Below are 26565 nucleotides of genomic sequence, written 5' to 3' on the forward strand. Positions count from 1 at the left end.
ATATGCACGCGGCAGCCACCGCCGGCGCCTCTGCAACCGAGACCGCCTTGCATTCGCCTCAATGACGATGTCGAAGCAGCGCAGTTTTATAGACAGTCGAGATGAAATGGACGCCAACAATACCACGCCCCGCCGCGGCCAGACCGGACCGGTCGAAAAGCAGACCGGAATCCGCCATCTGTTCGCTGCCGCGAGCTATTCGCTGGGCGGTGCCAAGCGGCTGATCGGCGAGGCTGCGTTCCGGCACGAGCTGATCGCCTTCGCGATGGTGATGGTCGCGTTCACAATCGCCGGCGCCACATTCTTCCAATACGTCGCCATGGCGATCCTGTTTCTGCTGATGATGGCCTTCGAGGCGATCAACACGGCAATCGAAGAGATCGTCGACCGCGTCTCGCCGGAAATCTCGGAGATGGGCAAGAACGCCAAGGACCTCGGCTCCTTCGCCTGCCTTTGCCTCATCGTCGCGAATACGGTCTATGCCGGCTACGTCATTTTTGTCGCGGGCCTCATCGACTGAGACGACACATCTCGCGGCGAAACGGGCGCACGACGTGCGCTAACCGATCTTGATGACGGTATCGGAGATAAACACCATCGGCGGTATCGCCAGGTTCTCCGGGGCAGGACCCTTACGGACGCGGCCGGCCGTGTCGTAGTGCGAGCCGTGGCAAGGGCAGAACCAGCCGCCGTATTCGCCGGCCTGGCCGAGCGGGATACAGCCGAGGTGGGTGCAGACGCCGACCATCACGAGCCAGTTCTCCCGTCCTTCTCCGGCCGAGCGCGCAAGATCGGTGGCCGGCTGGTCCCTGGGAAGATTGGCGTTACGAGCCACCGGGTCCTTGAGTTCGTCCATCGCGACCGCTTTCGCCGCCTCGATCTCCTTGGGCGTCCTGTGGCGGATGAAGATCGGGCGGCTGCGCCACCTGAGCGTCATCGACGCCCCCTCCTCAAGCGAGGCTACGTCGACCTCGACCGAGGCCATCGCCAGCGTCGAGGCGTCAGGATTCATCTGGTTCAAGAACGGCCACGAAGCACCACCCAGTCCAACTGCGCCCGCAATGCCGGTCGAAAGATAGAGGAATTCACGCCTCGTCGGTTCCCTTTCTTCAGTGAATATGTTCATGCCACAGCGCTCCTTCCGTCGCGCCACGCGGTCGAGCGACATGCCCCTGGCGGAGGGGCAGAAGGGATGTCCGACCTTCGGCTGTCGCGGTTGCAATGCAAGCGTGGCGGTTTCCCACTTTTATCGCGCAATTTTACGCTTAATTCGCTCCGGAATTAAGGTGTTGCATTGCGCTGGCGCTTGGGGATGCTGGCGACGCCAATGGAGGTCGCGACCGCACACTGCCCGCAGGTGGCGGCACGAGCTGTTTCAGCGGATACGGATCAGGCGAAGCTCTTGCGGCGGCGGGCAGGGGCGGGCACGTCTTCGACGGCGGGCAGGCTTTCAAGCACGCGGCGGGCCGGCAGGATGGCGATGGCTTCGGTGCCTTCGCGCAGCTTTGAGCGCAGGATGAACTCGCCATTGTGCTTGGCAAGGATCGCCTGCACGATCGGCAGGCCGAGGCCGGTGCCCTGTTCGGCGCTCTTGATGGCGATGGAACCCTGGCCGAAGGCGGAGAGCACGATCGGGATTTCCTCCTCGGGAATGCCCGGGCCATTGTCCTTGATCGAGAGATATTGGCCGCCGCCGGCCGTCCAGCCCACCTTGACCGTGATTTCGCCGCTGGAACTGGTGAATTTCACCGCATTCGACAACAGGTTGAGGATGACCTGGCGCATGGCCTTTTCATCGACCCAGACGGCGGGCATGCCCTGCTCGAATTGTGCATGGATGCTAATCGACTTGGCACGGGCGCGAAGCTGGACCATGCCGATGCAATCGTCGGCGATATCGACGAGGCTGACGGATTCTTCGTTGAGGTCGTAGCGGCCCGCCTCAATGCGCGAGAGGTCGAGGATCTCGTTGATCAGGTTGAGCAGATGTTCACCCGAGCGGTGGATATCGCTGGTATATTCCTTGTAGGTCGGGTTGTTGAGCGGCCCGAGAACCTCGGTCGACATGACCTCGGAGAAGCCGAGGATGGCGTTGAGCGGCGTGCGCAGCTCGTGCGACATCGAGGCGAGGAACCGCGACTTGGCGAGGTTTGCTTCCTCCGCGCGCCGACGCGCTTCGTCCGACATGGATTTTGCCACTTCGAGCTCGGCGATCAGGTCGTCCTTCTCCGATTGCATCGAAAGAATATGCACATTGGCGCGGTTCATGCGGTCGGTCATGAAGACGAGGAACAGCAGAGACAGCGAGATTACGCCGGTCAGGCCGACATGAACCGGATCGCCCGTGGTCAGCGAGGAAAAGGCGAGCGCAGCGACGACGGGCAGGAATGTGTAAAGCAGGGCGTTGCGCAGCAGGAAGGTGCCCATGGCGGTGGCGGCAAGTGCGATCAGCAGGCCGGCGCCTTCAAAGAAGCCATAGCGGATCTCGCCGCAGGTGGCGCAGTCCTGCGTCACGAACGTCGCCCAGCAAAGGCCCATCAGCAGTTGCCCGATCAGGAAGCGGCGGCGCCACACCGGCACCTTGTCGGCGGCCATGTCCTCCTTGCGCGCCTTTCGCGCCAGGAAGACGGTGACGGCGTGGGCCGACAACGTCATGATCGCCCAGACGACGATACTCAGGTTGCCGGAGAGATAGATGCCGACGGCGGTGATGAGGGTAACGAGCAAGGGCATGGCAATGGCGCCATGCAATGCGGAACCAATATAGAGATTGAGCATTTCGCGTTCGAAGCCGGAGGGCGCAGACGAACCGGTTTGCAGCCGTTCGCGCGTCGCGCGCACTGTCTTCGAAACGGCCTTGTTTCGATGGCTTCGCGACTTGTCGACAATGATCTTATCTGTCGATGTGCTGACGGCGATACTCATGCTCTTATATGCAAAGGTTACAGCTGGTTGCAGTCTAGTGAGCAATCCTTAAGAAGTTGCTGCCTGACATGAAGGATTCGACAACCATTGTGGCGCGATCGTGATTGTGGCGCGATCGTGATTTGCGGCTTCAATGGGCGTTGCAAAGCGGACGGGGCGCAGCAAATTGAGATCGGGCAGATCCAGATATCGGTTCACGGGCGGCAGAAGGGGTGCTGAGGGTGGCGCCCCTGCCGGGCGCATGGGAACCATCGGCGGCTGGATCTTCTTTCTGCTGCTCTGCGCCGGCGCCTTTGTCGTCTCGCAGCTGCCGCCACCGGAGCGGACGGTGACGGGTGAGCTCTCTGGGATGGCGACCGCGAGCGACGGCGACAGCCTGCGCCTCGATGGCCGGCGCATACGCCTCGACGGCATCGACGCGCCCGAGATCGGCCAGATCTGTGAGCGCGATGGCGCGCAGTGGGATTGCGGAGCCGACGCTCGCCAGCGGCTGAGGGCGATGGTTTCGGGCACCACGACGCATTGTCGGCTGCACGGGCGCGACAAATATGGCCGTGATCTCGGTACGTGCGAAACGAATGGGCGAGACATCGGACGGGAGATGGTCGCGACCGGCTATGCCGTCAGCTACGGCCGCTATCGGAAAGAAGAAGCAGCGGCGGAAAGGCAGAACGTCGGGCTTTGGGGTGGCGATTTCACCCGGCCACAAGCCTGGCGCCGCAGCAACGGCCATGCGGACGAGGCGCCGCATGTCGTGGATAGTTGGCTCGATGCTATCCGGCTGTGGCTTTCCGAACAGCTCTCGGCGCTGTTTGCGAGGATCGGCGATGCATGAGAAGCAGGATGATATTGCAGGGCTTCGCGCCGCTATCGCGGCCTGCCGCATCTGTCGTGACCAGCCGGCGCGCGGATCGGAAGACCGGCTGCCGCACGAGCCGCGACCGGTTGCGGTCATTTCCAGATCCGCGCGGGTGCTGATCGCCGGACAGGCGCCGGGCCTGCGGGTGCATGAAAGCGGGTTGCCCTTCAATGACGCCTCCGGCGACCGGCTGCGGCAGTGGCTCGAGATCGATCGGGAAACCTTCTACAACAGGGACAAGCTGGCGATCGTGCCGATGGGATTCTGCTTTCCGGGTTACGACGCCCATGGCAGCGACCTGCCACCACGGCGGGAATGCGCGCCCTTCTGGCGGATGAGGGTAATGCAGGCGATGCCGCAGGTCGAGCTGGTGCTGGCCATCGGCCACTATGCGCAGCGCTGGCATATCGGGCCGGACTGTCCGAAATCGATGACCGAAACGGTTGCCGGTTGGCGGCGCTATGCGTTGCGCAATGCCGTGCCTGCGATCGTGCCGTTGCCGCATCCGAGCTGGCGTAATACCGGCTGGCTGAAGCGCAATCCCTGGTTCGAGGCGGATGTTTTGCCGTTTTTGCGTGAGCGGGTCAGGTTGTTGATTTCCTGAAAAATTATTCTTTATCTTTGTCGATTTCGCGCTATAGAAAGAAAAATAATTCGAGAGGGACATACATGGATCGTCTAGACCGCAAAATCCTGCGCCTGTTGCAGGAGGATTCCACCTTGGCCGTTGCCGACCTTGCCAAGAAGGTAGGCCTGTCGACCACGCCTTGCTGGCGGCGCATCCAGAAGATGGAAGAGGATGGCGTCATCCGCCGCCGGGTGGCGCTGCTCGATCCGGTCAAGATCAACACCAAGGTGACGGTGTTCGTGTCGATCCGCACCAATACGCACTCGATCGAATGGCTGCGTCGTTTCTCGGAAGTGGTCGGCGAATTCCCCGAGGTCGTCGAGTTCTATCGCATGAGCGGCGACGTCGATTACCTCCTGCGGGTCGTCGTCCCCGATATCGCCGCCTATGACGCTTTCTACAAGCGACTGATCGCCAAGATCGAGATCCGCGACGTCTCCTCAGCCTTCGCCATGGAGCAGATCAAGTACACGACCGAGCTTCCGCTCGACTACATGATGATCGATCAGGCGAAATCCAGCGAGGATTGAGGCTGATATCCGGGCGGCGTTGGTGGTCCCAACGCCGCTGGTCGCCTGGCTGTCAAAGGTGCAGGAAATTCGGCCTGTCGGCCGCGATGCCTCCTTCGATCGGCGCCCATTGTCAGGCCCTCGATTGGTCTCGGCCCGTCGCCGCGAGGCCGAGCCTCGCCAGGACCTTGTCGCTGCCCAGTTCCCGGACCGCGTCCTTGCCGGTCCATCGCGCCGCGCGGTTGGAACTGGCGGCAAGTCTTTCGGCCAGCGCCAGCGCCGGTCCATGGCAGGCGGCATTGCGCTTGCCGATCTGGCGCAGCGCCCAGTTGACTGCCTTCTTGACGAAGTTGCGCTCGTCTTCGGCGTGGCGCTCGATCAGCGGCAGCCAGGCAAGAAGGCTTGCATCCGGCTCCTTCTTTAGATGCACGGCGGCGGTCGCGATCATCGCAAAGGCGGTGCGGCGAACGAATTCGCGCGTGTCTGCCGCAAACTCGGGGATCAGGACCTGTTCGAACCGGGCGGTCACGAAGACGTCGGCGACGGTGTCGACGACCTCCCAGGAATTGCAATCCTCAGCCCAGCGTCGTGCCTCGTCGAGCGTCAATGCCTTCGGGTCGGCGGTAAAGGCGGCGAGAATGCGTGCCTCGCGGATACCGGATCGCCAGAGCTCAAGCGCACGGGCGTGGTCAACCTTCACCAGTCGCGTGATCCGGTGGAGTTCGACATTCGAAAGGCCCAGAGCCGTCTCGGTGACAATGCCGAACCGTGCCATGCCCGCGAGGTTCTCCTGCGAACGCTGCGCGCGCAGGTGCTCGATGATGTCGCCGGCGCTCGAGGTCGGCGAAAGGCTCATTTTTCCAACCTGGCGAGCAACGAGGAGGTATCCCAGCGGTTTCCGCCCATGGCCTGCACGTCGCCATAGAACTGGTCGACGAGGGCGGTGACCGGCAGCTTGGCGCCGTTGCGGCGGGCTTCCGCCAGGACGATGTCGAGATCCTTACGCATCCAGTCGACGGCAAAGCCGAAATCATACTTGCCGGCATTCATCGTCTTGTGGCGGTTCTCCATCTGCCATGAGCCGGCGGCGCCCTTGGAGATGACGTCGACGACCTTCTCGATGTCGAGGCCGGCCTTCTTGCCGAAGTGAATGCCTTCGGCGAGGCCCTGCACGAGACCTGCGATGCAGATCTGGTTGATCATCTTGGTGATCTGGCCGGCGCCGGCAGGCCCCATCAGCCCGACCATGCGGGCAAAGGCGTCGATCACCGGCTTGGCGCGCTCGAAGGCGGGCTCGTCGCCGCCGCACATCACCGTCAGCACACCGTTCTCGGCGCCAGCCTGGCCGCCGGACACGGGCGCATCGACGAAATGGGCGCCGCGGGCGCGGGCCGCCTCATAAAGCTCGCGGGCGACTTCGGCAGAGGCCGTGGTGTTGTCGATGAAGATGGCCTCGGCCTTCAGCTTTTCGAAGGCGCCGTCCTTGCCAGTGGTGACTGAGCGCAGGTCGTCGTCATTGCCGACGCAGGCGAAGACGAATTCGGCGCCATCGGCCGCTTCGGCCGGCGTCTTGACCGCCCGTCCACCGAACTCGGCAGCCCATTTTTCGGCCTTGGCGAAGGTGCGGTTATAGACCGTCAGCTCGTGTCCGCCACGAACCCTGAGGTGACCGGCCATGGGGTAACCCATGACGCCGAGACCGATGAATGCGACCTTTGCCATTTCCAAAACACTCCCGATTGCTTTGGGTGAGGTTTAGCCGATGGCGCCGGTGCGCGAAAGGGGCGACGGAACAGGTGGGCACCTTGTTCCGTCTCCGGTCTTGTTTCGTTGCTTAAGGCTGGAAGCGGGCGATCACGAGGTGGCCGGCGATCGGTTCGCCTTCTTCCATTCGCACGGTGATGTCGCCGACTTCGATCACTTCGAAGCCGGTCGCCGTCAGGCGTTCGCGCAGGTAGGCCTCAGCATGGGCAAAGCGCTGGTGCGGGCCGACCAGGAAGGGGCGACCGGCGAAGGTCTCGGCAGGCAGCGTTTCGCTGGAAAAGATGAAAAGGCCGCCGGGCACGAGATTGTCGACCGCGCCGAAGAACAGTGCCTCGAGCGCGCCCATGTAAGGCAGCACGTCGGTTGCGACGATCAGGTCGAAGGGCTCGTCGTCGTTGTCGTCGAGAAAGTCCACCGCTTCGGCGACATAGAGGGTTTCGTAGAGATCCTTCTCATGGGCGATCTCGACCATGTTTTCGGAGAGGTCGATGCCGGTGATGTCTTCCGCCATGTCGCGGAGCGCACCGCCGGTCAGGCCCGTGCCGCAGCCAAGGTCGAGCACGCGGTTGAACGGACCGAGTGCAAGCGCCTGCAGACGCTGGCGCACGAGCAGAGGAACGCAGTAGCCAAGCTGCTCGACGAGCACGTTGTCGAACACGTCTGCGTGCTGGTCGAAAAGGGTGGCGACGTAGGCGTCCGGCGCCTTCACAGGCGTTTCGCCGCGTCCCATCGAGGCGAGCCGCACGGATGCGCCGCCGTGATCCTCGGGATCGAGCGCCAGCACTTCGGCATAGGCATCGGCCGCGGCATCGAAATTGCCGGATTTTTCCAGGGAGAGGGCGCGGTTGTAGGCTTCCGCCAGCGCTTCCTCGTCGATTTTCGTGGCGTTCTGGGTCATGCGCGCTTCTTACGTCCGAAGGCCGCTTTTGGCAATGCGCCGCAAGCCGCGGCTGACCGGGATCCTTGCGCCGTCAGGGCGACTGAGAAGCAAAAAATGGCGGCGGGCGGCGAGCACGGGATTTATCCTTGGGGGGAAAGGGTTCATGATCGCAACAACAAGAAAAGACGGAGGAAATGCCGATGGCCGCCGAACTCGGTCCGCTGCTGGTGGGCACGGAAATCAAGGAGCTGAAGGGGCCGCCGCTGCCCCAGACCTCGCAGGAGCAGATTAACGCCATCGTGCATTATTATCGCGGCGAAATGGGGCGAATGGCCGGCTGGCGGGATCGCATCGACCGCACGTCCAACTGGGCGATTACCGTGGTCGCCGCCCTGTTGTCGGTATCGTTGTCGACTCCTTCCTCCCATCATGGCGTGCTGCTGTTTGCCATGCTGCTGATCACGCTGCTGCTTCTGATCGAGGCCCGGCGCTACCGGTTCTTCGACGTCTACCGCGCCCGGGTGCGCCAACTCGAGCGTGGATACTTCGCACAGATCCTGGCGCCGGACGGGGCGCCGAACCTCAACTGGGCGGCGGCGATCGCCAAGAGCTTGCGCAAGCCGGCATTCCTGATGAGCTACCGCGAGGCGCTCTGCCGTCGGCTGCAGCGCAATTATTGCTGGATGTACCTGATCCTGCTGCTCGCCTGGGCGCTCAAGATCTCGTCGCCGAAGATGTCGACCAATGGCGAGCCCTTCGGGCACGTGCGCACCTGGACCGATGTCGCGGAGAATGCAGCGCTCGGCCCGTTGCCGGGCTGGCCCGTGATCCTGGTGGTCGTGCTGTTCTACGCTGTCGTGCTCTACGGCTCGCTGCACAGGGAACCGGGTGAGGGCGAGCTTGCCCATGGCGAGGTCCACGTCTGACACTGCATACCTCCCGCAAGGATGTGTGCATTTGTGGCTGTCTTCAGAATTTGTCATTTGAGATTGCCGCAGCGGACTGCTTCTATCCCGGCTACTGCATAATTCCTTAAATCGGATCCGATTTAAGGACAAAATTATGCAGCAAGTTTAAAGCGTTACAGCGTCCTTTGGGCGTCATATTTGACGCGCGGCGCTGTAAGAAAAGCCGAACAGGAGCAACACTATGGCTGGCGAAAAAGTAGCGGTGATCACGGCGGGCGGTTCCGGCATGGGGGCGGTCGCGGCACGACGGATGGCGGCCGAAGGGTACCGCGTGGCGATCCTGTCATCGTCGGGCAAGGGCGAGGCGCTGGCCAAGGAACTCGGCGGTCTCGGCGTCACCGGCTCGAACCAGTCCAACGACGACCTGAAGCGCCTGGTGGACAAGGCGTATGATACCTGGGGCCGTATCGACGCGCTGATCAATTCGGCCGGCCACGGCCCGCGCGCGCCGGTGCTGGAGCTGACCGACGAGGATTGGCACAAGGGCATGGAGGTCTATTTCCTCAACGCAGTTCGTCCGGCACGATTGGTGACGCCGATCATGCGCGAGCAGAAGTCGGGCAGCATCGTCAACATCTCGACCTATGCGGCCTTCGAGCCCGATCCGCTGTTTCCGACATCAGGCGTCTTCCGTTCGGGGCTTGCCGCTTTCACCAAGCTGTTCTCGGATCAGTATGCCGCCGAGAATATCCGTATGAACAACGTGCTTCCCGGCTTCATCGACAGCCTGCCGGAGACGGAGGAGCGACGCAACCGGATCCCGATGAAGCGTTACGGCACGTCGGAGGAGGTGGCCGAATTGATCGCGCTTCTGGCGACCGACCGGGGTGCCTACATCACCGGCCAGAACATCCGCATCGACGGTGGCATTACCCGCTCGGTCTGATTTCGTCGTTGTCTACAGCGCCGTGCGTCGAGTGTGACAGGCGAAGGACGCTGTAACGCCTTAACCTGGCTGCATAATATTCGTGCCGGATCGAATCCGGTTCAAGGCATCATGCAGTCGCGGGCGGGTTCAGTGCAGAATGAACTCGCCCTTGAGTGCCCGCCATTCGGTGGCCGATACCAGCTTGCGATGCACGTAGCGTACCGAATGCAGCGGGCCGTCCAGTTTTTCCTGCCAGAACTTCAGGAAGCCGTGCATCTCCGGGAAATCCGGGGCGATGTCGTAGTGCTGCCAGATATAGGTCTGCAGAAACGTCGGATGGTCCGGCATGCGGTAGAGGATCTGGGCCGTGGTCACGCCGTAGCCCTTCAGCTGCAGTTCCATTTCGTTCGTCATATGAACCTCACTTTTCGCAAAGGTTGGTCTCTATGATGAAACGCTTGATTTATTAATCAAGTTCTAATATTTGCTCCAATCTGAAACTTTTGGCGTAATAACAATGGCTTGGCAGCACTCTTTGAGGAGTGCTGCCAAGCCATTTATGACTCGATCGATAGCCAGGTTTTAGCGTTTCAGATGCCGCGTCAGGCGATTTTCCAGCCAGGCCCAGATGTTGCGAAGCAGTTCGACCATCAGCAGATAGAGGATCGCCGCCCAGACATACATCTGGTAGTCGAAGGTGCGCGAAAAGGCACGGCGCGTCTCACCCATCAAGTCGAACACCGTGACGATCGCGACGATCGCCGAGCCCTTGATCATCAGGATGATCTCGTTGCCGTAGGGGCGCAGCGCCACGATCATCGCCTGCGGCAGAATGATCTTGTAGAATGCGATGCGTTCCGACAAGCCAAGGGCGGCTGCACCTTCGCGCTGGCCGCGCGGCACGCTCTCGATCGAACCGCGCAGGATTTCCGCCTGATAGGCGGCGGTGTTCAGCGTGAAGGCAAAGAGCGCGCAATTCCAGGCCTCGCGGAAGAACCACCAGAGGCCGACCGATTCCAGTTGCGGGCGGAAGCTGCCGAGGCCGTAGTAGATCAGAAAGAGCTGGGCGATCAACGGCGTACCGCGGAAGAAGTAGACATAGGCATAGGCAAGCCACGACCAGATCTTGTTCTTCGACATGCGACCGAGCGCGACCGGCAGCGAAAGGATGGCGCCGAGCACGACCGAGCAGGCCACCAGCATCAGGGTGACGCCAAGGCCGGACAGGAAGCTCGGACCGTATTTGGTGAATTTCGCCGGGTCCCAGCCGTTGACGACGGTGAGGAATATGCCGACGCCGAGGGCGAGCCAGATGCCGAGCGTTACGCTGCCGACAAAGCGGGCGAGGGTATAAGGCTTGGGCGGCGCCGGTGGCGGTGCCTGCGGCGGGATCATCGTCTCGACGAAGCTCATCGGCCCATCTCCGCGCGTTTGGTCCAGCGTTCAAGGTTCGAGAATATGATCGACGAAACCATGGCCAGCACCAGGAAGAGGATGCAGGCCATGCCGAAGAACTCGAACGCCTGCTTGGTGACGCGGGCGGCAATGCCGGTCTGGCGCAGGATGTCGGGCAGGCCGACGACCGAGACGAGCGCCGTGTCTTTCAGCAGCGCCATCCAGAGGTTGCCGAGGCCGGGCAAGGCGATGCGCACGAGCTGCGGCAGGATGATCAGCCGCATGGTGCGGCTGCGATGAAGCCCGAGGGCAGCACCCGCCTCGTACTGGCCATGCGGGATCGCCTTGAAGGCTGACAGCAGAACCTCGGAGCAATAGGCCGAGAAGACCACGCCAAGGGCGATCATGCCGGCAAAGAAGGCGTTGATCTCGACGGGTCCCTCGTAGCCGAACGATGCCAGGAGCTGCTGTACCAGGATCTGCAGGCCGTAATAGACGATGAACAGCGTCAAGAGTTCCGGCAGGCCGCGGAAGATGGTGGTGTAGATATTCGACGCGAGCCGGACAGTGCGCTCTTCAGACTGCTTGCCAAGGGCTACGAAGAAGCCGATCAGCAGGCCGACGGGCAAAGTCGCGATGGCAAGGCTTGCGGTGACAACGAAGCCGTAGGCGATCTCGTCGCCCCAGCCTGCATCGCCGCAGGACAGCAGCGTGCCGGGTGCCAGCCAGCGAAATACGCCGACCGGGCCGCACAATGGATCCACGATGGAGCCGACCCAGGCTAGGATCGAATAGAAGCCGGCAAATAACCCGCTCATGTCAGAGAATTCCCCTTTGCGCTGTTCTTATGCATATGGATCGCGCTTGTGTTTTAGGTTCTTGTCAAACAAAAACGGCGGAAGGGCAAGCCGTCCGCCGTTGCATTTTTTTCATGAACCAACGTTTTTCCGGCATGATTCACTAGGAAATCAGGCCGGAAGCCGTTGATCAGCTGCCATAAACGTCGAACGGGAAGTACTTTTCGTTGATTTCCTTGTACTTGCCGTTGGCGCGGATGGCTTCGATCGCCTTGTTGAACTTCTCCCGCAGCGCGTCGTCGCCCTTGCGCACGGCGATGCCGGCGCCTTCGCCGTTGATGACGGGGTCCACCGGCAGCGTGCCGAGCAGTTTGCAGCATGCACCGTCAGCCGACTTCAGCCACTCCGAAAGCACCACTACGTCGTCGATCACCGCGTCGACGCGGCCATTGACGATGTCGAGCTTGTATTCTTCCGCGGTCGGATAGAGCTTGATTTCCGCTTCCTTCATATGCGCTTCGGCATAGTTGGAGTGGGTGGTCGAGCCCTGCGCGCCGAGCGTCTTGCCAGCCAGGGCCGCCTCGGTTGCGTCGGTAATCGGCGAATCCTTCGGCACCACGATCGCCGGCGGCGTGTTGTAGTACTTGTTGGTGAAGTCGACCTTTTCCTTGCGCTCGGCAGTGATCGACATGGACGCGATGATGGCGTCGAACTTCTTGGCGATCAGTGCCGGAATGATGCCGTCCCAGTCCTGCGTCACGAACGTGCATTCCGCCTTCATCTCGACGCAAAGGGCCTTCGCGATGTCGACGTCGAAGCCGGTCAGCGTGCCGTCGGATTCGAGGTTGTTGAAGGGCGGGTAGGCGCCTTCCGTGCCGATAACGACCTTTTCGCCATCTGCCATGGCCGAGCCAGCCATGAGCACGAAAACGGCAGCCGATGCGGCGGCTGCCAGCCGTCTGGAAATACGCATGATAGTCCTCTCTGTTGGCCGACATCCGGGTTTTTGTTGTTTGCGGATGCCTATCTTGACCGGGGCGCTTGCCGCCGGTTGGAGCGATATTCGTACTGTTTTCCAGCAAAAATCAACAGGAAAGCGAAAGCACCCACCGGGAAAAGGATTTCTACCGGAGATTGCTGCGGCCGTGATCGGCGCGAACATGAACGACCTGTTCAGCGGCGGTTAATCTTGCTTCGGCTACGCCTATTGCGGGAACCGATTGGAGGTTCGGGCGTTGCGTTGGTGGCTCGTTTGACGGGCAACACAAAAAAGCCGGAACCTTGGATCAAGGCCCTTGAGAATTCACGCTTGTCTCCTGTTGCCGAACCGGCTGTCCGGTGGGTAACAGTGGCAGGCCAGGGACCTCCCAGGACGAGGAAGGAAGACAATGTCGATTCGATCCAGACTATTCGCAACCGTGGCGCTGCCGGTGCTCTCGGTGTCGCTTGCGGTGCAACCAGCCCTTGCCGACAGCCTGATGAAGCCGTTCGAGGTGGCGCAGGAAGGGAGCGGTCAGCCGTCGGACGAAGAGCTTCTGCTGCTGCAGCAGCGCCAGGCCGAAGAGCAGCAGCGTGCGGCGGAAGCTGAAGCGCAGCGCCAGCAGCAGGAGCAGCAGGCCGCCGAACAGCAGAAGGCTGCCGAAGAAGAGGCTGCCCGCCAGGCCGCCGAACAGCAGAGGGCTGCCGAAGAAGAGGCTGCCCGCCAGGCCGCCGAGCAGCAGAAGGCTGCCGAGGAAGAGGCCGCCCGCCAGGCTGCCGAACAGGAGAAGGCGGCAGCAGCTCAGCGGGCTGCAGAAGAGGAAGCCGCACGCCAGCAGCAGGAGCAGCAAGCGGCCGAACAGCAGAAGGCGGCAGAAGAAGAGGCGGCGCGTCAGGCCGCCGAACAGCAAAAGGCTGCCGAAGAGGAAGCCGCCCGCCAGGCCGCTGAACAGCAGAAGGCTGCTGAAGACGAGGCTGCGCGCCAGGCCGCCGAGCAGGAGAAAGCTGCAGAAGCCCAGAAGGCCGCCGACGAACAGAAGGCTGCCGAAAGCGAAGCCCAGCAGAAGGCCGCCGACGAGCAGAAGGCTGCGGAAGACGAAGCCGCCCGCCAGGCCGCCGAACAGCAGAAGGCTGCCGAGGCAGAGGCCGCACGTCAAGCCGAAGAAGCCAGGAAGGCTCAGGCAGGCGAGTGCGTTGTTCCGGAAGGTCAGGACGCCTCCACCGCTTGCCCGCCGGCTGGCGGTGAAGCGACCGGCCAGCAGCCGGCAACGGGAGGCCAGAATGCCGGCGAGCAACCGCCGGTGACCGAAGAACAGAAGGCGGGCGAAGAGCCGCCTGTAACCGATGGGCAGAATGCCGGCGAAGCCGTAGCGCCCGCCGTCGAGCCGCAGACGACCGAACCGCAGACGGGCGAGGGGCAGGCAGTTCCGGGCACCGAGCAGCCGGCGACGGCCGAACAGCAGCCGCAGGTCCAGCCGGTACCGGAAGTGGTCGATACCCGCACCGAGGAAGAAAAGCTGAAGATCGCCGAAGATCCTGCGGCGACTGACGAGACCGTCGTGCTTCCGGTCGAAAACGGTGCGGCCGTTCTCGACAGCGACAAGGATGCCGACAACGTCGGCGGCAACCAGGCTCGCGAAGACCGCCAGAAATTGCGCGAAGAACTGCGTGCACAGGAGGAAAGCGCTCCGCCGCCGGCCGATGACGCCGCAGCGCAGGCGCTGATGCCGGCCGAAATCCAGGCCGACCTGCCGCAGAAGATCGAGGCGAACCTGACCGAGCAAGGCACACGCATCGATGAAGCGCCCGTATTCGTGGTGCCGGAGACGACCAACATCGTCAACAACACCGTCATCAACAACACGGTGATCAACAACAACACGACGGTCAACAACGTCACCAACAACATCACCAATGTGGAAGTGATTCAGGAGATCGACAACCGCGTCATTCTTGGCGTCGGCGACCAGATCTTCGTTCGTGGCGACGACCGCCCGCGCCTTCGTCGCGATGCGGAAGAGACCTACTACGACCAGCTGCCGCGTGGCCGTACCCGCGAAACCATCGTTCGCCCCGGCGGCTACCAGATCGTCACGATCTACAATCGCTACGGCGACATCCTGCAGCGTTCGCGTGTCGATCGTGACGGCAACGAGTACCTGATGATCTACGCACCTGAGCGTGACGAAGGCCCGCGTCCGGCGATCATCGACGTTGGTTACGAGCTGCCGCCGATGCGCCTGCGCATCCCGGTTCGCGACTATATCGCCGATGTTTCCGACGATCCTGGCCGCGACTACTACGACTTCCTGGCCGAGCCGCCGGTGGAGCGCGTCGAGCGCGTCTATTCGATCGACGAGGTCCGTCACTCGGCACGCCTGCGCGACAAGGTCCGCCGCATCGACCTCGACACCATCACCTTCCCGACGGGCAGCGCGGAAGTGTCGATGTCGCAGGCAAAGACCATGCGCGGCGTAGCCGCTGCCATGGAGAAGGTGCTGGCCAAGGATCCGGGTGAAACCTTCTTCATCGAAGGCCATACGGACGCCGTCGGCTCGGACCGCTCGAACCTGGTGCTTTCGGACCAGCGCGCCGAATCGGTTGCCTCGCTGCTCACCGAGGTCTACGGCATTCCTGCCGAAAACCTGGTGACGCAGGGCTATGGCGAGCGCTTCCTGAAGGTTCGCACTGAGGAAGCCGAGCAGCAGAACCGCCGCGTTACCATTCGCCGCGTCACGCCGCTGGTTCGCCCGGTCGCCCAGCGCTGATCAAGCCTCGGGCACGACCGCCCGTGCAACGCCTAGGAAACCCGCCTGTCACAGGGCGGGTTTCTGCCGTTTCCGTTTCAGTCATCTTCTTCTTCTTCTTCTTCTTCCGGATTGCCATGAAAACCGCCGCTCTTCTGATTGCCTCCCTTGCCCTGCTTGCCCAGTCCGCCCATGCGGCGCCGGCGCTTGTCGAGCCGGACCTGCGGCTTCCGAGCAATCCCGCGGGCAAGGACCAGCCGCCGCGCGTGGCGCTGACGCTCGACGCCTGCAGCGGCGCGACCGACATGCGTATCCTCGGCACCCTGATCGAGAACCGCATCCCTGCGACGATCTTCGTGACGGCGCGCTGGCTGAAGCGCAACGGGCTGGTGGTCGAGGTGATGAAGGCGCACCCGGATCTCTTCGAAATCGAAGATCACGGCGCCATGCATGTGCCGCCGATCGACGTCAAGGTTTCCGTCTATGGGCTGGCCGCCGCCGGCTCGAGCGCGGCCGTTGCGGCCGAAGTCGAAGGCGGGGCGGCAGCGATCAGGGCGCATGGCCTCGCGGCACCGCGCTGGTTCCGCGGCGCGACGGCGAAATACAGCCATTCCTCGATGAGCCAGATCCGCGAGATGGGCTACCGTATCGCGGGCTATTCCGTGAATGGCGACGGCGGCTCGCTGCTGGGGGCGGCCATGGCCGAGAAGCGTATCCGCAACGCCCAGGACGGTGATGTCGTCATCGCTCACATCAACCAGCCGACGCACACCGCCGGCGCCGGCGTCGCACGCGGTATTCTCGACCTGAAAGCCAAGGGCTACAGCTTCGTCCGCCTCAACGACATTCCCGATGAGATGACCGTCGGCGCCACGAATTGACGGCCGACAATGGGTGAGTGCGGCGAACGTCAGCATTGTCTCGGCCCTTCGGCAGGATGAGCGCGCGAGAGGATGGAGTGCGATGTTTCGCTGGAGAGGGGAAATTCGTTGTCGAATCAACCTTTCGTTGCTTAATGTTCGTATTGAACGGTTTGCCTCGGGAGGAATGGATGAAACCCGCCGTCTTCGGCCTTGTTGCCGCGCTCGCCTTCGGCCTCTCCGTTTCCCCCGCGCTGGCGGAAATGCCCCCCATCCCTACCGATCAAGACAGAGCGCTAGCGGAGAAAGGGGACATCTACGCCCAGTTTCTCATCGCCTGGTCCTACTTCACCGGCCAAGGCGCCAAGCAGGATGATACTGAAGCGTTTCGCTGGTTTCAGAAGTCCGCCGAAGGCGGCAACGTGCCGGCGCAATACAATTTGGCGGGAATGCTGATGGAGGGCCGCGGTGTGGCCCGGAACGAGACCGAAGCTTTCAAGTGGTACAGGCGGGCCGCTGAGAGCGGGCATGCCATGGCGCAGTACGAGCTGGCACAGCAGTATTTCAGGGGCGAAGGCGTCGAGCGAAATCTTGAAGAGGCGCTCCGTTGGTATCGCCTTTCCGCTGCACAGAACTTTCCGCGGGCGCAGTTCCGACTGGGTATGATCTACGGCAAGGGCGAGGGTGTGCCGCAGGATCAGGCAAAGGCGTTCGGACTCTTGATTCAGGCGGCGGAGCAAGGGCACAAGTTTGCGCAGATAAACGTTGGCCTGATGTATGTCAGCGGTATCGGTGTCGCAGAGGATCAGGCGGCCGCAGCACAATGGTTCCGCACGGTGGCCGATACAGGCGATGCTGCTGGTCAATACAATCTGGCGGTGATGTATCAAGATGGCCGAGGCGTGGGGCGCGACGCGAAGGAGGCGGCGCGGCTCTACACGCTCTCGGCGGAGCAAGGCTACGAGTTTGCACAGCACAATCTTGGCGTCGCTTATGCGATCGGCTCCGGCGTCGATCGTGACCCGGCAGCGGCCTTCGGCTGGTTCCTGAAGGCAGCCGAGCAGGGTCACGGCAAGGCGCAGTTCAACGTCGCAGTGGCCTACGCCAACGCCCTCGGGGTCGACAAGGATCTGTTGGCGGCAGCACGCTGGTACGGCAAGGCCGCTGCGCAGGGCATTACTGAGGCGCAACCGGCGATCGATGCGCTGCCGAAGGATTGATGACGCTGCGGCTGCTGTCAGGTGGTGTCGCTAGGCCGCCGCTCAGGGAATGCTACTGCATAATTCCTTAAATCGGAATCGATCTAAGGAGGAATTATGCAGCAAATTTATAGTGTTACAGCGTCCTTGGCGCGCCATATTTGGCGCGCAGCGCTGTAAAGGTGCAACAGGCGCTCGCCGCGTTGCCGAAAGAGTATTGCGACGCCTTGAAGCGTTGAAGCCTGGTCAGGAAGCGTCGCTTTTGGGCAACAACCCCGTAACCTTCTCCACGAAATCGGCGATGGTCGCAGTGTCGTCGAGATCGAAGACCGGCAGGTCGCTGTCCGTGACCGGGTGATCGGCGGCGATGGCACAGATGTGCGGATCGGTGGGCGCCAAGGGCTCGCGGTTCGCCGATTCGAGCCGACGGGCCTCGATCTTGGAGATCGGCTCGCGCTTGTAGCCTTCGACCAGAATGAGATCGCAAGGGGCGAGCCGGGTGAGGATGTCTTCGAAGCTCGGCTCCGGTGCACCACGCAATTCATGCATAATCGCAAAGCGTGTGCCTGAAACGATGGTGACTTCGTGGGCGCCTGCTTCCCTGTGGCGGAAACTGTCGGCCCCGACCTTGTCGATGTCGAAGTCATGATGGGCGTGCTTGACGGTCGATACGACATATCCACGCTGCGTCAATTCGGTGACGAGGCGAACCATTAGTCCGGTCTTGCCGGAATTCTTCCAGCCCGCGATGCCGAAAATTTTCGTCGCAGTCATGCGCTGTTCTCCCCAAGAATGCCCAGCCATTCCTCTGCCCGCAGCAGATCATCCGGCGTGTTGATGTTGAAGAAGGGATCGAACAGTCCGCTGGTCGTCGTTGTCATCGGAAAGTCGACGGTGACGGATGGATGGCGCTCGATGAAGGTGCGCACGCGGCGTTTTGGATCCGTCGTGAGCCAGTGTTCGAGATCGTCGGCGAGCCCGACGGACCAGAGTGCAAAGAGCGGATGCAGCGCACCATCGGATGACGCAACGGCAATCTGCTCGCGTCCCGTCATCGCATCGGTCAGGCGTTGAGCGAGGTCATGCGGGAAGAAGGGCGTGTCCGTCGGCACGACGAGGACATGCGTCGCTGTCGGCGTGGCGGCGGCCGCGTGGCGCATCGCCGTCAACACACCCGCAAGCGGACCGAGAAAGCCGGGCACGGTATCGCAAATCACCGGATGCCCCTCGATCGCCGCCCGCTCGCCGGCGCCGTTGAGATTGATGGCGACGCTGGCGACCTGAGGCTGGAGCCTCTCGACGATCCGCCACAGCATCGTCTTTCCGTCCAGAAGCAAGTCGGACTTCGGCCGCCCCATGCGACGCGAAAGTCCGCCGGCAAGGACGACGGCCGGCCACAATGGATGTCTCGCATCTGACGTCTTGACTGTTGGCATCGAGGTTTCTTCGTTCCTATTCGAGCGGTCCGGTCAGGGAGCTTTGTGCAACCGGCTTCCTGCCGCGCCGGCTCTCGCGATAGAAGGTGTAAAGGCCCGAGCCGATGATGACCGCAACACCAACCAGCATCCATGCATCCGGCTTTTCCGAGAAGAAGAAAATGCCGATCGCGATCGCAAACAGCAGGCTGGTGTAGCGAAAGGGCGCGATAACTGAGATATCGCCGCCACGCATGGCAAGCACGATCGTCTGGTATCCGACCATCAGGAGCAGGCTGGCGGCGGCGACGTGGGTCAGCGTGGTCGAGGACATCGACTGCCAGCCGCCAAGCGGTACGATCAATGCGGCGCCGACCAATGTCGTCACAAGCGCCGTTGTCACCGTTATGTAGAGCGAGGGGATGTCGTGGTCGATGCGACGGGTGCAGAGATCGCGCGTCGCGGTGCAGAAGACGCAGGCAACGACGGTGAGTGCGGCTGATGTAAAGCCTTCGGGGCCTGGGCGAAGCACGATCAGCACGCCGATGAAGCCGACGAAGATGGCGGTCCAGCGCCGCCATCCGACCGGTTCGCCGAGGAACACGGCGGCGCCGAGCGTTACGGCCAGCGGCAGCGCCTGCATGATCGCCGATGCATTGGCGAGGGGAATTTGCCCGAGCGCCGAGATGTAGGTGATGGATGCCAGCGCCTCCATGACGATGCGCAGGATGATGACCGGCTTCATGATGGTGCGAAGCGGACGAAATGCCCGGAAATGCCTGGCAATGACGATTACCATCAAGGTGGTCAGCAGCCCGCGCACGAACATGATCTGGCCGACATTCATCGCCCCGGTCACCGATTTCACCAATGCGTCGTTGCAGGAGAAGGCGACCATTGCCAGACACATGAAGACGATGCCGCGGAAATTGCTGGAGGATTGCATGCTGGCTGTCCTGCGGCGCCGAATCGGGCGGGAACCTGACGGCCGGTGGCAAAGGCGAATCCGTTGTCGGACGTCGTTTACCGTTTAAGCATCGGCCGCCATTTTGTGCAAACACCAACCCGCCAGCTGGCGATTTTTCTTCCATCGCAAGTAGAACTTCCGGGTGTTGGCGAGATCAATCGTGATGAAGACTGTTCGCCGCGCAGAAAGCACGGTCTCCCGGACCGGTTTCTATTCGCGGAATCTTAAGTTTCGCTGCCTATCGTCCCGATGATTCCGCTTCCAATCGCATGACGCGATCGGTGGGTGGTGTGCGTCAGAACCTTGGCGGCGCGCCATTCCAGAAGTGTCGGTCGGTGCCTGGGAGGTGCTTCCGCCGATATTTCACCCCATGCTTCCAGCAAGAAGAAGCCACCGCGCGGACATGTCTCTCATAAGAATAATCTGGGGTCCGCAATGTCTTTCATCGATCGTCTCTTACAGCGCCTGCGCATCGTCACCAAGGTTCTGCTCTTCGTGGTTCCGCTGGTCGCTCTGATCGCGGGTATCGGTCTCGTTGGCTTCTTCACCGCACGAACGCTCAACGGCCACATGACCGTGACGCGCGAAACCATCAACAATCTCTCGGATTTCCAGGCGCTGCGCAGCGCGCTCCAGACTTTTGCCGATGCGCCGAGCGAGGATACGAGAGGGGCGCTGAGTGCCCAGATCGATGAACAGGAGAGCGGGGTTCGCGCCCTCGACGGCCTGCTGACACGTGAGGCGGACAGGTCCGAGATCGCCTCCGTACTGTCGCTGGGTGAAGCAATGCGGGCCCAGACCGAAAAGCTCTGGTCGATCAAGGTCGAGCAGGATCAGGTGACGGCTTCGCTCGAGGCGGCGCTGACCGACATGACGGCGCAGGGCAACAGCGCCTACAAGCAGATCGACATCATCCGCAAGGAATCGGGTGAGAAGGAAGCTTTTGCCAAGGCACTGCTCTTCGATGCCGCCGCCTACCAGGGTGTCGCCGAGCGAATCAAGAAATTCCGCCTGCCGGTGACGATGGCTGCCAACGCCGACGCCAAGATCGATCAGGCGGGCAAGCTGCTGCCGCACCTCATCAAGCAGATCGAGGAAGCCGAGACGATCGCGTCGGAAAAGGTTCAGAAGCCGATTGCCGAGCTGAAGGACCTGGCGCTGAAGGTCCAGGCGATTCTTGCCGGCGCTGAAGACAGCGAAGCCAAGAAGAATGCGCTTGTGCCGATCCTCAGCAAGTTCTCGAAATACGAGGCCGATTTCGCCAAGGAAGCGGCCAAGAATTCCGACACGGCTGCCAAGCGCTTTGTCGGCATGGACAGCGAAATCTCGCAGCTGAAGACGCTGATCGCGTTGATGGGCGACACCTTCAAGGGCCTCGACAGCACGCGGCTGCATATCAGCGAACTGCACCGCAAGCTCGACGCGGAAAGCCGCGATCTGGTGATGGCCGATATTCAGGCGGTTCGCGACAGTGCGGCGAAACTGTCAGAGCTTGGCGGCAAGAATGCTGCCTTGCGTGATCTGCCGGCCAAGCTCAAGCCTTCGCTCGACAACATCGACAAGGGCACTGCCGCCCTGATCGACGTCGGTGGTCGCTGGCAGGAAGCCAAGGCCGCCGCCTCGACGCTGGTTGCCGGCGCGAGCGCGACGCTCGAAAGCTTCGTCAGCAGCGCCCAGGAGGCCGGCAAGCTCGACAGCCAACGTTCGGCCAATATGTCGATCGTGGCGATGGTGGCCGGTACGCTGCTTGCGATCATCGGCGGCCTGATGCTGGTCGAAACCCTGCGCGGTCCGCTGAAGCGCGTGACCGAGACGATGACCCGGCTTGCCGACGGCGATCTCGACGTGGCGATCGAAGGCCGCAACCGCGGCGACGAGATCGGCGACATGGTGCGCTCGGTGGCGGTGTTCCGCGACAACGCCGTCGAAAACGTCCGGCTGGGACGGGAGGCGGAAGCCGCCCGCACGCTTTCGGCGGAAGAGGAAGCCCGTCGGGCCGAAGAGCGCGCCCGGATCGAGGCCGAGCAGATGCAGGCGCTGAACGCGCTTTCGGACGTTCTGGCTGAGCTTGCCGCCGGCAACCTCGAAGAAGGCATGGCAGAAGACCTGCCGGCCGACTACGTGATCATGGCGCGCACCTACAACAACGCGGTCGAGGCGCTGCGCGCCACGCTCAGCGACGTGCGTATGGTGACCGGCGAGATCACCGGCGGCACCAGCAACCTGTCGGCTTCGGCCGACGACCTGGCGCGGCGGACGGAGCAGCAGGCCGCAGCGCTCGAGGAAAGCTCGCGCGCCCTGCGCCAGCTGACCGAGATCGTTCGTTCGACGGCGGAAAGCGCCCGCAAGACCACCGTCTCGGTCGATGAGACCAATTCCTACGCCAAGCATTCCGGCCAGGTCGTCGCCAAGGCGATCGACGCGATGGCGGAGATCAACCGCTCGTCCGAGAAGATCAGCACGATCATCAGCGTCATCGACGAGATTGCCTTCCAGACGAACCTTCTGGCGCTCAATGCCGGCGTCGAGGCGGCACGGGCAGGCGAGGCGGGTCGCGGCTTTGCGGTCGTGGCACAGGAGGTGCGGGAACTCGCCCAGCGTTGCGCCGGGGCAGCGCGCGAAATCAAGGGCCTGATCTCCGAAAGCTCGGCGCAGGTCAGAAGCGGCGTGGCGCTGGTGCAGGAGACCGGTGACGCGCTTACCGTCATCAACAACCACATCGGCACTATCCACCAGCTCGTCAGCAACATCGAGGCCGCGGCCGCCGACCAGTATACCGGCCTCAACGAGGTCAATTCGGCGGTGCACGAGGTCGAGCTGATCACCCAGCAGAACGCGGCAATGGTGGAGGAAAACACCGCCGAGATCCACGGCCTGCGCCGCCAGGTCGAGGCGCTCAACGAAAAGATCGAGCGCTTCAAGACCGGTACGTCGGCGGTCGCCGGCCAGGCTTATGGCCGCGGTTACGGGTCGATCTACGCGGCTTGAGTTGTCGCCGGCAGAGCGTGCCGGTTGCCCCTCACCCTAACCCTCTCCCCGCAGGCGGGGCGAGGGGACGTGTCCCGCCATAGGTTTTCGATGGTGTGCATTGCCGTGGCCAAGCTTGGCGTTTCGGCCGTAGCTATCTCTCATTCGGTCTGCGCAGTACCTGATCAATGCGCGAAAGGCGAGGCATCTCAAGGCTCAAGGGATGCGAGAGCGTTGCTACAGGTTCCCTTCTCCCCGCTGGCGGGAAGAAGGTGCCGGCAGGCGGATGAGGGGCGGAGACATCTGCGACCTCGATGGCGGCTCAGCCGCCGGTAACGCTCATGTGGCGGGCAACGGCGGGGCGGTTGTGCTCGCGGTCGATGATGAAGTCGTGGCCCTTGGGCTTGCGCCCGATGGCTTCGTCGATCACCTGGCCGAGATAGGTGTCGTCGTCGGAAGCCCGCAGTGCGGTGCGCAGGTCGGCGGCGTCGTTCTGGCCGAGGCACATGTAAAGCGTGCCGGTGCAGGTCAGCCGGACGCGATTGCAGCTTTCGCAGAAATTATGGGTCATCGGCGTGATGAGGCCGAGGCGGCCGCCGGTCTCGGCAACCTCCACATAACGGGCGGGCCCGCCGGTCTTGTAGGCGATGTCGGCGAGCGTGAACCGCTCTTCGAGCTGCCGGCGCATTTCAGACAACGGCATGTAGTGATCGGTGCGGTCTTCCTCGATCTCGCCCATCGGCATGGTTTCGATCAGCGTCAGATCCATGTCGCGACCATGCGCCCAGCGCATCAGGTCGGGGATTTCGGCGTCATTGAAACCCTTGAGCGCGACGGCATTGATCTTGACCTTGATGCCGGCCGCCTGAGCGGCGTCGATGCCTTCGATCACCTTGCCGAGATCGCCCCAGCGGGTGATCTGGTGGAATTTCGCCGGGTCGAGCGTGTCGAGCGAGACGTTGATACGCCGCACGCCGCAATCGGCCAGTTCTGCGGCATGTTTCGCAAGCTGAGAACCATTTGTCGTCAGCGTCAACTCATCGAGGCGTCCAGCCTCGATCTCGCGTCCGAGTTCGCGCACCAGAAACATGATGTTCTTGCGCACCAGCGGCTCGCCACCAGTCAGCCTTAGCTTACGCACACCCTTGGCGATGAAGGCGGAACAGAGCCGGTGGAGTTCTTCCAGCGTCAGAAGGTCCTTCTTCGGCAGAAAGGTCATGTGTTCCGCCATGCAGTAGGTGCAGCGGAAATCGCAGCGATCGGTGACGGACACGCGCAGATAGGTGATCGCCCGGCCGAACGGATCGATCATCGGGGCGGTTCTATCCTCTAGCGCCGTTGCGCCGGTTCTCATTATCGCTGCTGTGTTCAAGCGTCTTTCTCCCAGCCCCTTCAATGTCGCCAGCAAACGTGGTCGCGTCAAGGCGCATCATGTCGCAAAGTGTTGATCGGAAAAGCCGGGTAATTCTCGGCGAGCGATTCTTCAGCTACTGCATAGTTCCTTAAATCGGAATCGATTTAAGGAACTATGCAGCGGGCCTAAAGTGTTACAGCGTCCTTTGCGCGTCATATTTGACGCGCGGCGCTGTAGGCGTGGGCTTGAAAACAGGAGCAGACATCATGAGCGAATTCTGGCCGACGGAACTGCGCGTATCGAAAGACCGCCACCGCCTCGTCGTCGCCTTCAACGACGGTGCATCCTTCGATCTTTCGGCGGAGATGCTGCGCGTGCTTTCGCCGTCTGCCGAAGTACAGGGACACGGGCCAGGCCAGCGGGTGACGGTACCGGGCAAGCGCAACGTCCAGATCATCTCGGTGCAGCCGACCGGAAACTACGCCGTGCGCATCGGCTTTGACGATTTGCACGACACCGGCATCTTCACCTGGACCTATCTGCGCGAACTCGGCGAGAAGGGCGAAGAGCTTTTTGCCGCCTATGAGCAGGAGCTCGCCGACAAGGGCATGTCGCGCGACAAGGCCGAAAAGCCACGCTGAACCGTTTGAAAAGGAGACGGTCTATTGGCCGAGGCATCGAACGCGAACGGCCTGACGCAGGTGGTCGTGCTGTTGACTGCCGGTGTCGTTGCCGTGCCGCTGTTCATCGCCCCGAGAACGGCGCGTGAGCGGGCGGAGGCGGAAGCGCACGAGGCGCAGGAAAGCACAACCAGCTAAAACTGGCTCACGCCCGGCACGGGTGTCAGGCGAGCTCGTTCTCGTCCCTCAGCAGAACCGCGATCAACCGCTCCATGGATTGCGCCACGATCATGCAATCCTCGAGCGGCGCGCCCTCCATCGACTTTTCGATGAGGCCGGTCTGAACCTCCATCGCCTCTTCGGTCAGCGTGCGCCCGGTCGGCGTCAGAGACAGCCGCAGGACGCGCTTGTCCTTGTCGTCGCCGCGGCGCTCGATCAGCCCGCGTTTCTCCAGTTGCGGCAGCAGCATGCTCATGTTGGACCGTCCCACCAGCAGCTTGCGGGCAAGCTCCTGCTGCGAGATTCCGTCGAAGCGGTAGAGGTTGATCAGGATGTCGAGATGCGGCGGCTTGATGTCGAGATGCGCCAGCGACCGCGTCATGGTCTGCTGCATCAACTGACAGGCGCGCGCAACGGCAATCCAGCTGCGAAAACGCGGGTGGTCCCAGGGGAAATGATGCTGTTCGTTCGTCACTTGCTTTTTGTTCATCGTTGTACAATAATGTTCAGCATTGAACATATTAAGAGATTCTCACTATGGCATCCTTTGCGATCAAGGTCATCCGCCATGCGCTTGCCGGCGTGTCGGTCATTTCTCCCGAGGCCGCCGGCCGGCTTGCGTTCAAACTGTTCAGCGTCACGCCCGGCCGCAAGCCGAAGAGCGCCAAGGAACGTGCGGCCCTTGCCGCAGCCGTCCCGGTCATTGCCAAGGGCAAGCCGGTGACGCTTTCCTACGCCGGCGGTTGGGTCATGGCCCGGCATTTCACGAGCTCACGCAATGCCGCCAACGCCAAGCGCGTGCTGCTGGTCCACGGCTGGGGCTCGCGCAGCGACTATCTCGCCGCCATGATCGAGGGCCTGGTTGCCGGTGGCGCCGAGGTGGTGACGCTCGACTGGCCGGGGCATGGCGCCTCGCCGGGGCGGACGCTGACCATGCCTGCCGCCGTTCGGGCCATCGATGCCGCCTGGCGACATTTCGGCGGCTTCGACGTCAGCGTCGGCCATTCCTTTGGCGGCGCAAGCCTTGCCTGTGCGGCTGGCGGCGTCGTTTGCGACGTGCCGAGCCATGTGGCGAAGAAACTCGTCCTGATCGGTGCCCCGAGCGAGATGACCTGGCTTTTCAAGGGTTTCGGCAAAGTTCTTCGACTCTCGTCCAAGACACAGAGGGCTTTCGAAGCCGTCGTTGAACGACTGTCGGGCCGCCGGCTGGAAGATTTCGATGCGGCCAAGATCCTTGAGGTGCGGGCCGTGCCGACACTGATCATCCATGCGGAAGACGACAAGGAGGTTTCGGCCGAACATGCGCGCCGCTATGCCGCTGCCGGACCCAATGTCGAACTTCACTGGGCGAACGGCTACGGCCATCGCCGCATCGTGTCGGCAGTTCCGGTGATCGACAGGATCAACGCCTTCGTCCATGGCGAGGATCGAAAGGCTGCTGAGGCAATGCGGCTCGAAAAGTCTGCAGTGCATCTGGGTTCTCGCACCTGATACGGTCTCGGCCAATTTCGCAGATGCCGTCATATGCCCGTCATGCTATCCGTCGAAAGGATTACTTCGGTCTGCGGTGCTGCCCGCCTTTCCAGAGGCGCGAGCGTCGCTACTGATATCGGATTGGCTGCATGAATCCGGATAACGATTTCGAC

Annotated in this window: 28 protein-coding genes; 14 read left to right on the top strand and 14 right to left on the bottom strand. The window is 62.3% G+C overall.

The window, feature by feature from the left end; genetic code table 11:
• The first annotated feature begins 106 nt into the window (after positions 1 to 106).
• On the top strand, positions 107 to 520 hold the full coding sequence (locus BC363_RS25610) for a diacylglycerol kinase (RefSeq protein ID WP_065779984.1): 414 nt from the start codon (positions 107 to 109) through the stop codon (positions 518 to 520).
• A gap of 39 nt (positions 521 to 559) precedes the next feature.
• Here BC363_RS25610 and petA read toward each other — a convergent pair whose 3' ends face one another.
• Positions 560 to 1126, bottom strand: coding sequence for a ubiquinol-cytochrome c reductase iron-sulfur subunit (petA, locus tag BC363_RS25615; protein ID WP_065779986.1), 567 nt, complete (start codon positions 1124 to 1126; stop codon positions 560 to 562).
• Positions 1127 to 1389: 263 nt separating this feature from the next.
• Positions 1390 to 2925 (bottom strand): HAMP domain-containing sensor histidine kinase, encoded by a 1536-nt coding sequence (locus BC363_RS25620; RefSeq protein ID WP_065779988.1) that lies wholly within the window; start codon positions 2923 to 2925, stop codon positions 1390 to 1392.
• Positions 2926 to 3091: 166 nt separating this feature from the next.
• Here BC363_RS25620 and BC363_RS25625 point away from each other — a divergent pair, with 166 nt between their 5' ends.
• From BC363_RS25625 to BC363_RS25635, 3 genes are all read left to right on the top strand, one after another.
• Positions 3092 to 3760 (top strand): thermonuclease family protein, encoded by a 669-nt coding sequence (locus BC363_RS25625; RefSeq protein WP_244519949.1) that lies wholly within the window; start codon positions 3092 to 3094, stop codon positions 3758 to 3760.
• Positions 3753 to 4388, top strand: coding sequence for a uracil-DNA glycosylase family protein (locus BC363_RS25630; protein ID WP_065779992.1), 636 nt, complete (start codon positions 3753 to 3755; stop codon positions 4386 to 4388). The genes BC363_RS25625 and BC363_RS25630 overlap by 8 nt, the downstream gene beginning before the upstream one ends.
• Before the next feature lie 65 nt (positions 4389 to 4453).
• Positions 4454 to 4942 (top strand): Lrp/AsnC family transcriptional regulator, encoded by a 489-nt coding sequence (locus tag BC363_RS25635; RefSeq protein ID WP_025427268.1) that lies wholly within the window; start codon positions 4454 to 4456, stop codon positions 4940 to 4942.
• A gap of 112 nt (positions 4943 to 5054) precedes the next feature.
• On the opposite strand, the gene BC363_RS25640 is transcribed toward BC363_RS25635, so the two are convergent.
• The 3 genes from BC363_RS25640 to BC363_RS25650 form a co-directional block, all read right to left on the bottom strand.
• Positions 5055 to 5777, bottom strand: a complete 723-nt coding sequence (locus tag BC363_RS25640) for a DNA alkylation repair protein (RefSeq protein ID WP_065779993.1) — start codon at positions 5775 to 5777, stop codon at positions 5055 to 5057.
• Positions 5774 to 6643 carry an NAD(P)-dependent oxidoreductase gene (locus tag BC363_RS25645; protein ID WP_065779995.1) on the bottom strand — a complete coding sequence of 290 codons (870 nt, stop codon included), beginning with the start codon at positions 6641 to 6643 and terminating at the stop codon, positions 5774 to 5776. Before BC363_RS25645 ends, BC363_RS25640 begins: the two co-directional genes overlap by 4 nt.
• Before the next feature lie 112 nt (positions 6644 to 6755).
• Positions 6756 to 7583, bottom strand: coding sequence for a class I SAM-dependent methyltransferase (locus BC363_RS25650; RefSeq protein ID WP_065779997.1), 828 nt, complete (start codon positions 7581 to 7583; stop codon positions 6756 to 6758).
• 182 nt (positions 7584 to 7765) lie between these two features.
• On the opposite strand from BC363_RS25650, the gene BC363_RS25655 reads away from it, so the two are divergent.
• Both BC363_RS25655 and BC363_RS25660 read left to right on the top strand, forming a co-directional pair.
• Positions 7766 to 8491, top strand: a complete 726-nt coding sequence (locus BC363_RS25655) for a DUF2270 domain-containing protein (protein WP_065779999.1) — start codon at positions 7766 to 7768, stop codon at positions 8489 to 8491.
• A 223-nt stretch (positions 8492 to 8714) separates the two neighbouring features.
• A complete protein-coding gene (locus BC363_RS25660; protein ID WP_065780001.1) occupies positions 8715 to 9419 on the top strand; it encodes an SDR family oxidoreductase in 705 nt (234 codons plus the stop codon).
• A gap of 129 nt (positions 9420 to 9548) precedes the next feature.
• On the opposite strand, the gene BC363_RS25665 is transcribed toward BC363_RS25660, so the two are convergent.
• The 4 genes from BC363_RS25665 to BC363_RS25680 all read right to left on the bottom strand — a co-directional run bounded on the left by BC363_RS25665 (position 9549) and on the right by BC363_RS25680 (position 12566).
• Positions 9549 to 9815: an usg protein gene (locus BC363_RS25665; protein WP_065780004.1), complete on the bottom strand. Its 267-nt coding sequence runs from the start codon at positions 9813 to 9815 to the stop codon at positions 9549 to 9551.
• 168 nt (positions 9816 to 9983) lie between these two features.
• Positions 9984 to 10814, bottom strand: coding sequence for an ABC transporter permease (locus tag BC363_RS25670; RefSeq protein WP_065780006.1), 831 nt, complete (start codon positions 10812 to 10814; stop codon positions 9984 to 9986).
• Complete coding sequence (locus BC363_RS25675) at positions 10811 to 11614, bottom strand: ABC transporter permease (protein WP_065780008.1); 804 nt, start codon at positions 11612 to 11614, stop codon at positions 10811 to 10813. Before BC363_RS25675 ends, BC363_RS25670 begins: the two co-directional genes overlap by 4 nt.
• A gap of 169 nt (positions 11615 to 11783) precedes the next feature.
• Positions 11784 to 12566: an ABC transporter substrate-binding protein gene (locus tag BC363_RS25680; protein ID WP_065780010.1), complete on the bottom strand. Its 783-nt coding sequence runs from the start codon at positions 12564 to 12566 to the stop codon at positions 11784 to 11786.
• Positions 12567 to 12621: 55 nt separating this feature from the next.
• On the opposite strand from BC363_RS25680, the gene BC363_RS35205 reads away from it, so the two are divergent.
• The 4 genes from BC363_RS35205 (at position 12622) to BC363_RS25695 (ending at position 17398) form a co-directional block, all read left to right on the top strand.
• A complete protein-coding gene (locus tag BC363_RS35205; RefSeq protein ID WP_161491379.1) occupies positions 12622 to 12780 on the top strand; it encodes a hypothetical protein in 159 nt (52 codons plus the stop codon).
• 201 nt (positions 12781 to 12981) lie between these two features.
• The gene (locus BC363_RS25685) at positions 12982 to 15339 is read left to right on the top strand and encodes an OmpA family protein (RefSeq protein WP_065780012.1); all 2358 of its coding nucleotides are present in this window, start codon (positions 12982 to 12984) and stop codon (positions 15337 to 15339) included.
• A gap of 116 nt (positions 15340 to 15455) precedes the next feature.
• A complete protein-coding gene (locus BC363_RS25690) occupies positions 15456 to 16199 on the top strand; it encodes a polysaccharide deacetylase family protein (protein WP_065780343.1) in 744 nt (247 codons plus the stop codon).
• A gap of 170 nt (positions 16200 to 16369) precedes the next feature.
• Positions 16370 to 17398: an SEL1-like repeat protein gene (locus BC363_RS25695; protein ID WP_161952491.1), complete on the top strand. Its 1029-nt coding sequence runs from the start codon at positions 16370 to 16372 to the stop codon at positions 17396 to 17398.
• A gap of 225 nt (positions 17399 to 17623) precedes the next feature.
• Here the strand turns inward: BC363_RS25695 and mobB are convergent, their stop codons facing one another.
• The 3 genes from mobB to BC363_RS25710 are packed head-to-tail and all read right to left on the bottom strand — an operon-like array spanning position 17624 to position 19738.
• Positions 17624 to 18151, bottom strand: a complete 528-nt coding sequence (gene mobB / locus BC363_RS25700) for a molybdopterin-guanine dinucleotide biosynthesis protein B (RefSeq protein ID WP_065780014.1) — start codon at positions 18149 to 18151, stop codon at positions 17624 to 17626.
• Entirely contained in the window at positions 18148 to 18813 is a 666-nt protein-coding gene (gene mobA, locus BC363_RS25705; protein WP_065780016.1) for a molybdenum cofactor guanylyltransferase MobA, read from the bottom strand. Before mobA ends, mobB begins: the two co-directional genes overlap by 4 nt.
• Positions 18814 to 18829: 16 nt before the next feature.
• The gene (locus BC363_RS25710; protein WP_065780018.1) at positions 18830 to 19738 is read right to left on the bottom strand and encodes a DMT family transporter; all 909 of its coding nucleotides are present in this window, start codon (positions 19736 to 19738) and stop codon (positions 18830 to 18832) included.
• A 456-nt stretch (positions 19739 to 20194) separates the two neighbouring features.
• Here BC363_RS25710 and BC363_RS25715 point away from each other — a divergent pair, with 456 nt between their 5' ends.
• Positions 20195 to 22747, top strand: coding sequence for a methyl-accepting chemotaxis protein (locus tag BC363_RS25715; RefSeq protein ID WP_065780020.1), 2553 nt, complete (start codon positions 20195 to 20197; stop codon positions 22745 to 22747).
• 301 nt (positions 22748 to 23048) lie between these two features.
• On the opposite strand, the gene moaA is transcribed toward BC363_RS25715, so the two are convergent.
• Positions 23049 to 24098, bottom strand: coding sequence for a GTP 3',8-cyclase MoaA (gene moaA, locus BC363_RS25720; RefSeq protein WP_139110047.1), 1050 nt, complete (start codon positions 24096 to 24098; stop codon positions 23049 to 23051).
• A gap of 248 nt (positions 24099 to 24346) precedes the next feature.
• Between moaA and BC363_RS25725 the strand changes: the two genes are divergently transcribed.
• Together BC363_RS25725 and BC363_RS35210 are read left to right on the top strand one after the other, a co-directional pair.
• The gene (locus tag BC363_RS25725) at positions 24347 to 24721 is read left to right on the top strand and encodes a DUF971 domain-containing protein (RefSeq protein WP_065780024.1); all 375 of its coding nucleotides are present in this window, start codon (positions 24347 to 24349) and stop codon (positions 24719 to 24721) included.
• 24 nt (positions 24722 to 24745) lie between these two features.
• Positions 24746 to 24898, top strand: a complete 153-nt coding sequence (locus BC363_RS35210; protein WP_161952492.1) for a hypothetical protein — start codon at positions 24746 to 24748, stop codon at positions 24896 to 24898.
• A gap of 25 nt (positions 24899 to 24923) precedes the next feature.
• Here the strand turns inward: BC363_RS35210 and BC363_RS25730 are convergent, their stop codons facing one another.
• A complete protein-coding gene (locus BC363_RS25730; protein ID WP_065780347.1) occupies positions 24924 to 25409 on the bottom strand; it encodes a MarR family transcriptional regulator in 486 nt (161 codons plus the stop codon).
• Positions 25410 to 25456: 47 nt separating this feature from the next.
• Between BC363_RS25730 and BC363_RS25735 the strand changes: the two genes are divergently transcribed.
• A complete protein-coding gene (locus BC363_RS25735; protein WP_065780026.1) occupies positions 25457 to 26410 on the top strand; it encodes an alpha/beta fold hydrolase in 954 nt (317 codons plus the stop codon).
• The last annotated feature ends 155 nt before the right edge of the window (positions 26411 to 26565 follow it).

This window comes from Ensifer sp. LC384 (assembly GCF_001695865.1).
GTDB lineage: Bacteria > Pseudomonadota > Alphaproteobacteria > Rhizobiales > Rhizobiaceae > Ensifer.

Bases quoted from the DNA above. Each gene is read 5' to 3' on its own strand.
- BC363_RS25725 (WP_065780024.1), top strand. From the start codon at position 24,347: ATGAGCGAATTCTGGCCGACGGAACTGCGCGTATCGAAAGACCGCCAC.
- BC363_RS25710 (WP_065780018.1), bottom strand. From the start codon at position 19,738: ATGCAATCCTCCAGCAATTTCCGCGGCATCGTCTTCATGTGTCTGGCA.
- BC363_RS25670 (WP_065780006.1), bottom strand. From the start codon at position 10,814: ATGAGCTTCGTCGAGACGATGATCCCGCCGCAGGCACCGCCACCGGCG.
- BC363_RS25695 (WP_161952491.1), top strand. From the start codon at position 16,370: ATGAAACCCGCCGTCTTCGGCCTTGTTGCCGCGCTCGCCTTCGGCCTC.
- BC363_RS25640 (WP_065779993.1), bottom strand. From the start codon at position 5,777: ATGAGCCTTTCGCCGACCTCGAGCGCCGGCGACATCATCGAGCACCTG.
- BC363_RS25675 (WP_065780008.1), bottom strand. From the start codon at position 11,614: ATGAGCGGGTTATTTGCCGGCTTCTATTCGATCCTAGCCTGGGTCGGC.
- mobA (WP_065780016.1), bottom strand. From the start codon at position 18,813: ATGCCAACAGTCAAGACGTCAGATGCGAGACATCCATTGTGGCCGGCC.
- BC363_RS25730 (WP_065780347.1), bottom strand. From the start codon at position 25,409: ATGAACAAAAAGCAAGTGACGAACGAACAGCATCATTTCCCCTGGGAC.
- BC363_RS25690 (WP_065780343.1), top strand. From the start codon at position 15,456: ATGAAAACCGCCGCTCTTCTGATTGCCTCCCTTGCCCTGCTTGCCCAG.
- BC363_RS25620 (WP_065779988.1), bottom strand. From the start codon at position 2,925: ATGAGTATCGCCGTCAGCACATCGACAGATAAGATCATTGTCGACAAG.
- BC363_RS25660 (WP_065780001.1), top strand. From the start codon at position 8,715: ATGGCTGGCGAAAAAGTAGCGGTGATCACGGCGGGCGGTTCCGGCATG.
- BC363_RS25645 (WP_065779995.1), bottom strand. From the start codon at position 6,643: ATGGCAAAGGTCGCATTCATCGGTCTCGGCGTCATGGGTTACCCCATG.
- BC363_RS25680 (WP_065780010.1), bottom strand. From the start codon at position 12,566: ATGCGTATTTCCAGACGGCTGGCAGCCGCCGCATCGGCTGCCGTTTTC.
- BC363_RS25630 (WP_065779992.1), top strand. From the start codon at position 3,753: ATGCATGAGAAGCAGGATGATATTGCAGGGCTTCGCGCCGCTATCGCG.
- mobB (WP_065780014.1), bottom strand. From the start codon at position 18,151: ATGACTGCGACGAAAATTTTCGGCATCGCGGGCTGGAAGAATTCCGGC.
- BC363_RS25635 (WP_025427268.1), top strand. From the start codon at position 4,454: ATGGATCGTCTAGACCGCAAAATCCTGCGCCTGTTGCAGGAGGATTCC.
- petA (WP_065779986.1), bottom strand. From the start codon at position 1,126: ATGAACATATTCACTGAAGAAAGGGAACCGACGAGGCGTGAATTCCTC.
- BC363_RS25655 (WP_065779999.1), top strand. From the start codon at position 7,766: ATGGCCGCCGAACTCGGTCCGCTGCTGGTGGGCACGGAAATCAAGGAG.
- BC363_RS25715 (WP_065780020.1), top strand. From the start codon at position 20,195: ATGTCTTTCATCGATCGTCTCTTACAGCGCCTGCGCATCGTCACCAAG.
- BC363_RS25685 (WP_065780012.1), top strand. From the start codon at position 12,982: ATGTCGATTCGATCCAGACTATTCGCAACCGTGGCGCTGCCGGTGCTC.
- BC363_RS25650 (WP_065779997.1), bottom strand. From the start codon at position 7,583: ATGACCCAGAACGCCACGAAAATCGACGAGGAAGCGCTGGCGGAAGCC.
- BC363_RS25665 (WP_065780004.1), bottom strand. From the start codon at position 9,815: ATGACGAACGAAATGGAACTGCAGCTGAAGGGCTACGGCGTGACCACG.
- BC363_RS25610 (WP_065779984.1), top strand. From the start codon at position 107: ATGGACGCCAACAATACCACGCCCCGCCGCGGCCAGACCGGACCGGTC.
- BC363_RS25735 (WP_065780026.1), top strand. From the start codon at position 25,457: ATGGCATCCTTTGCGATCAAGGTCATCCGCCATGCGCTTGCCGGCGTG.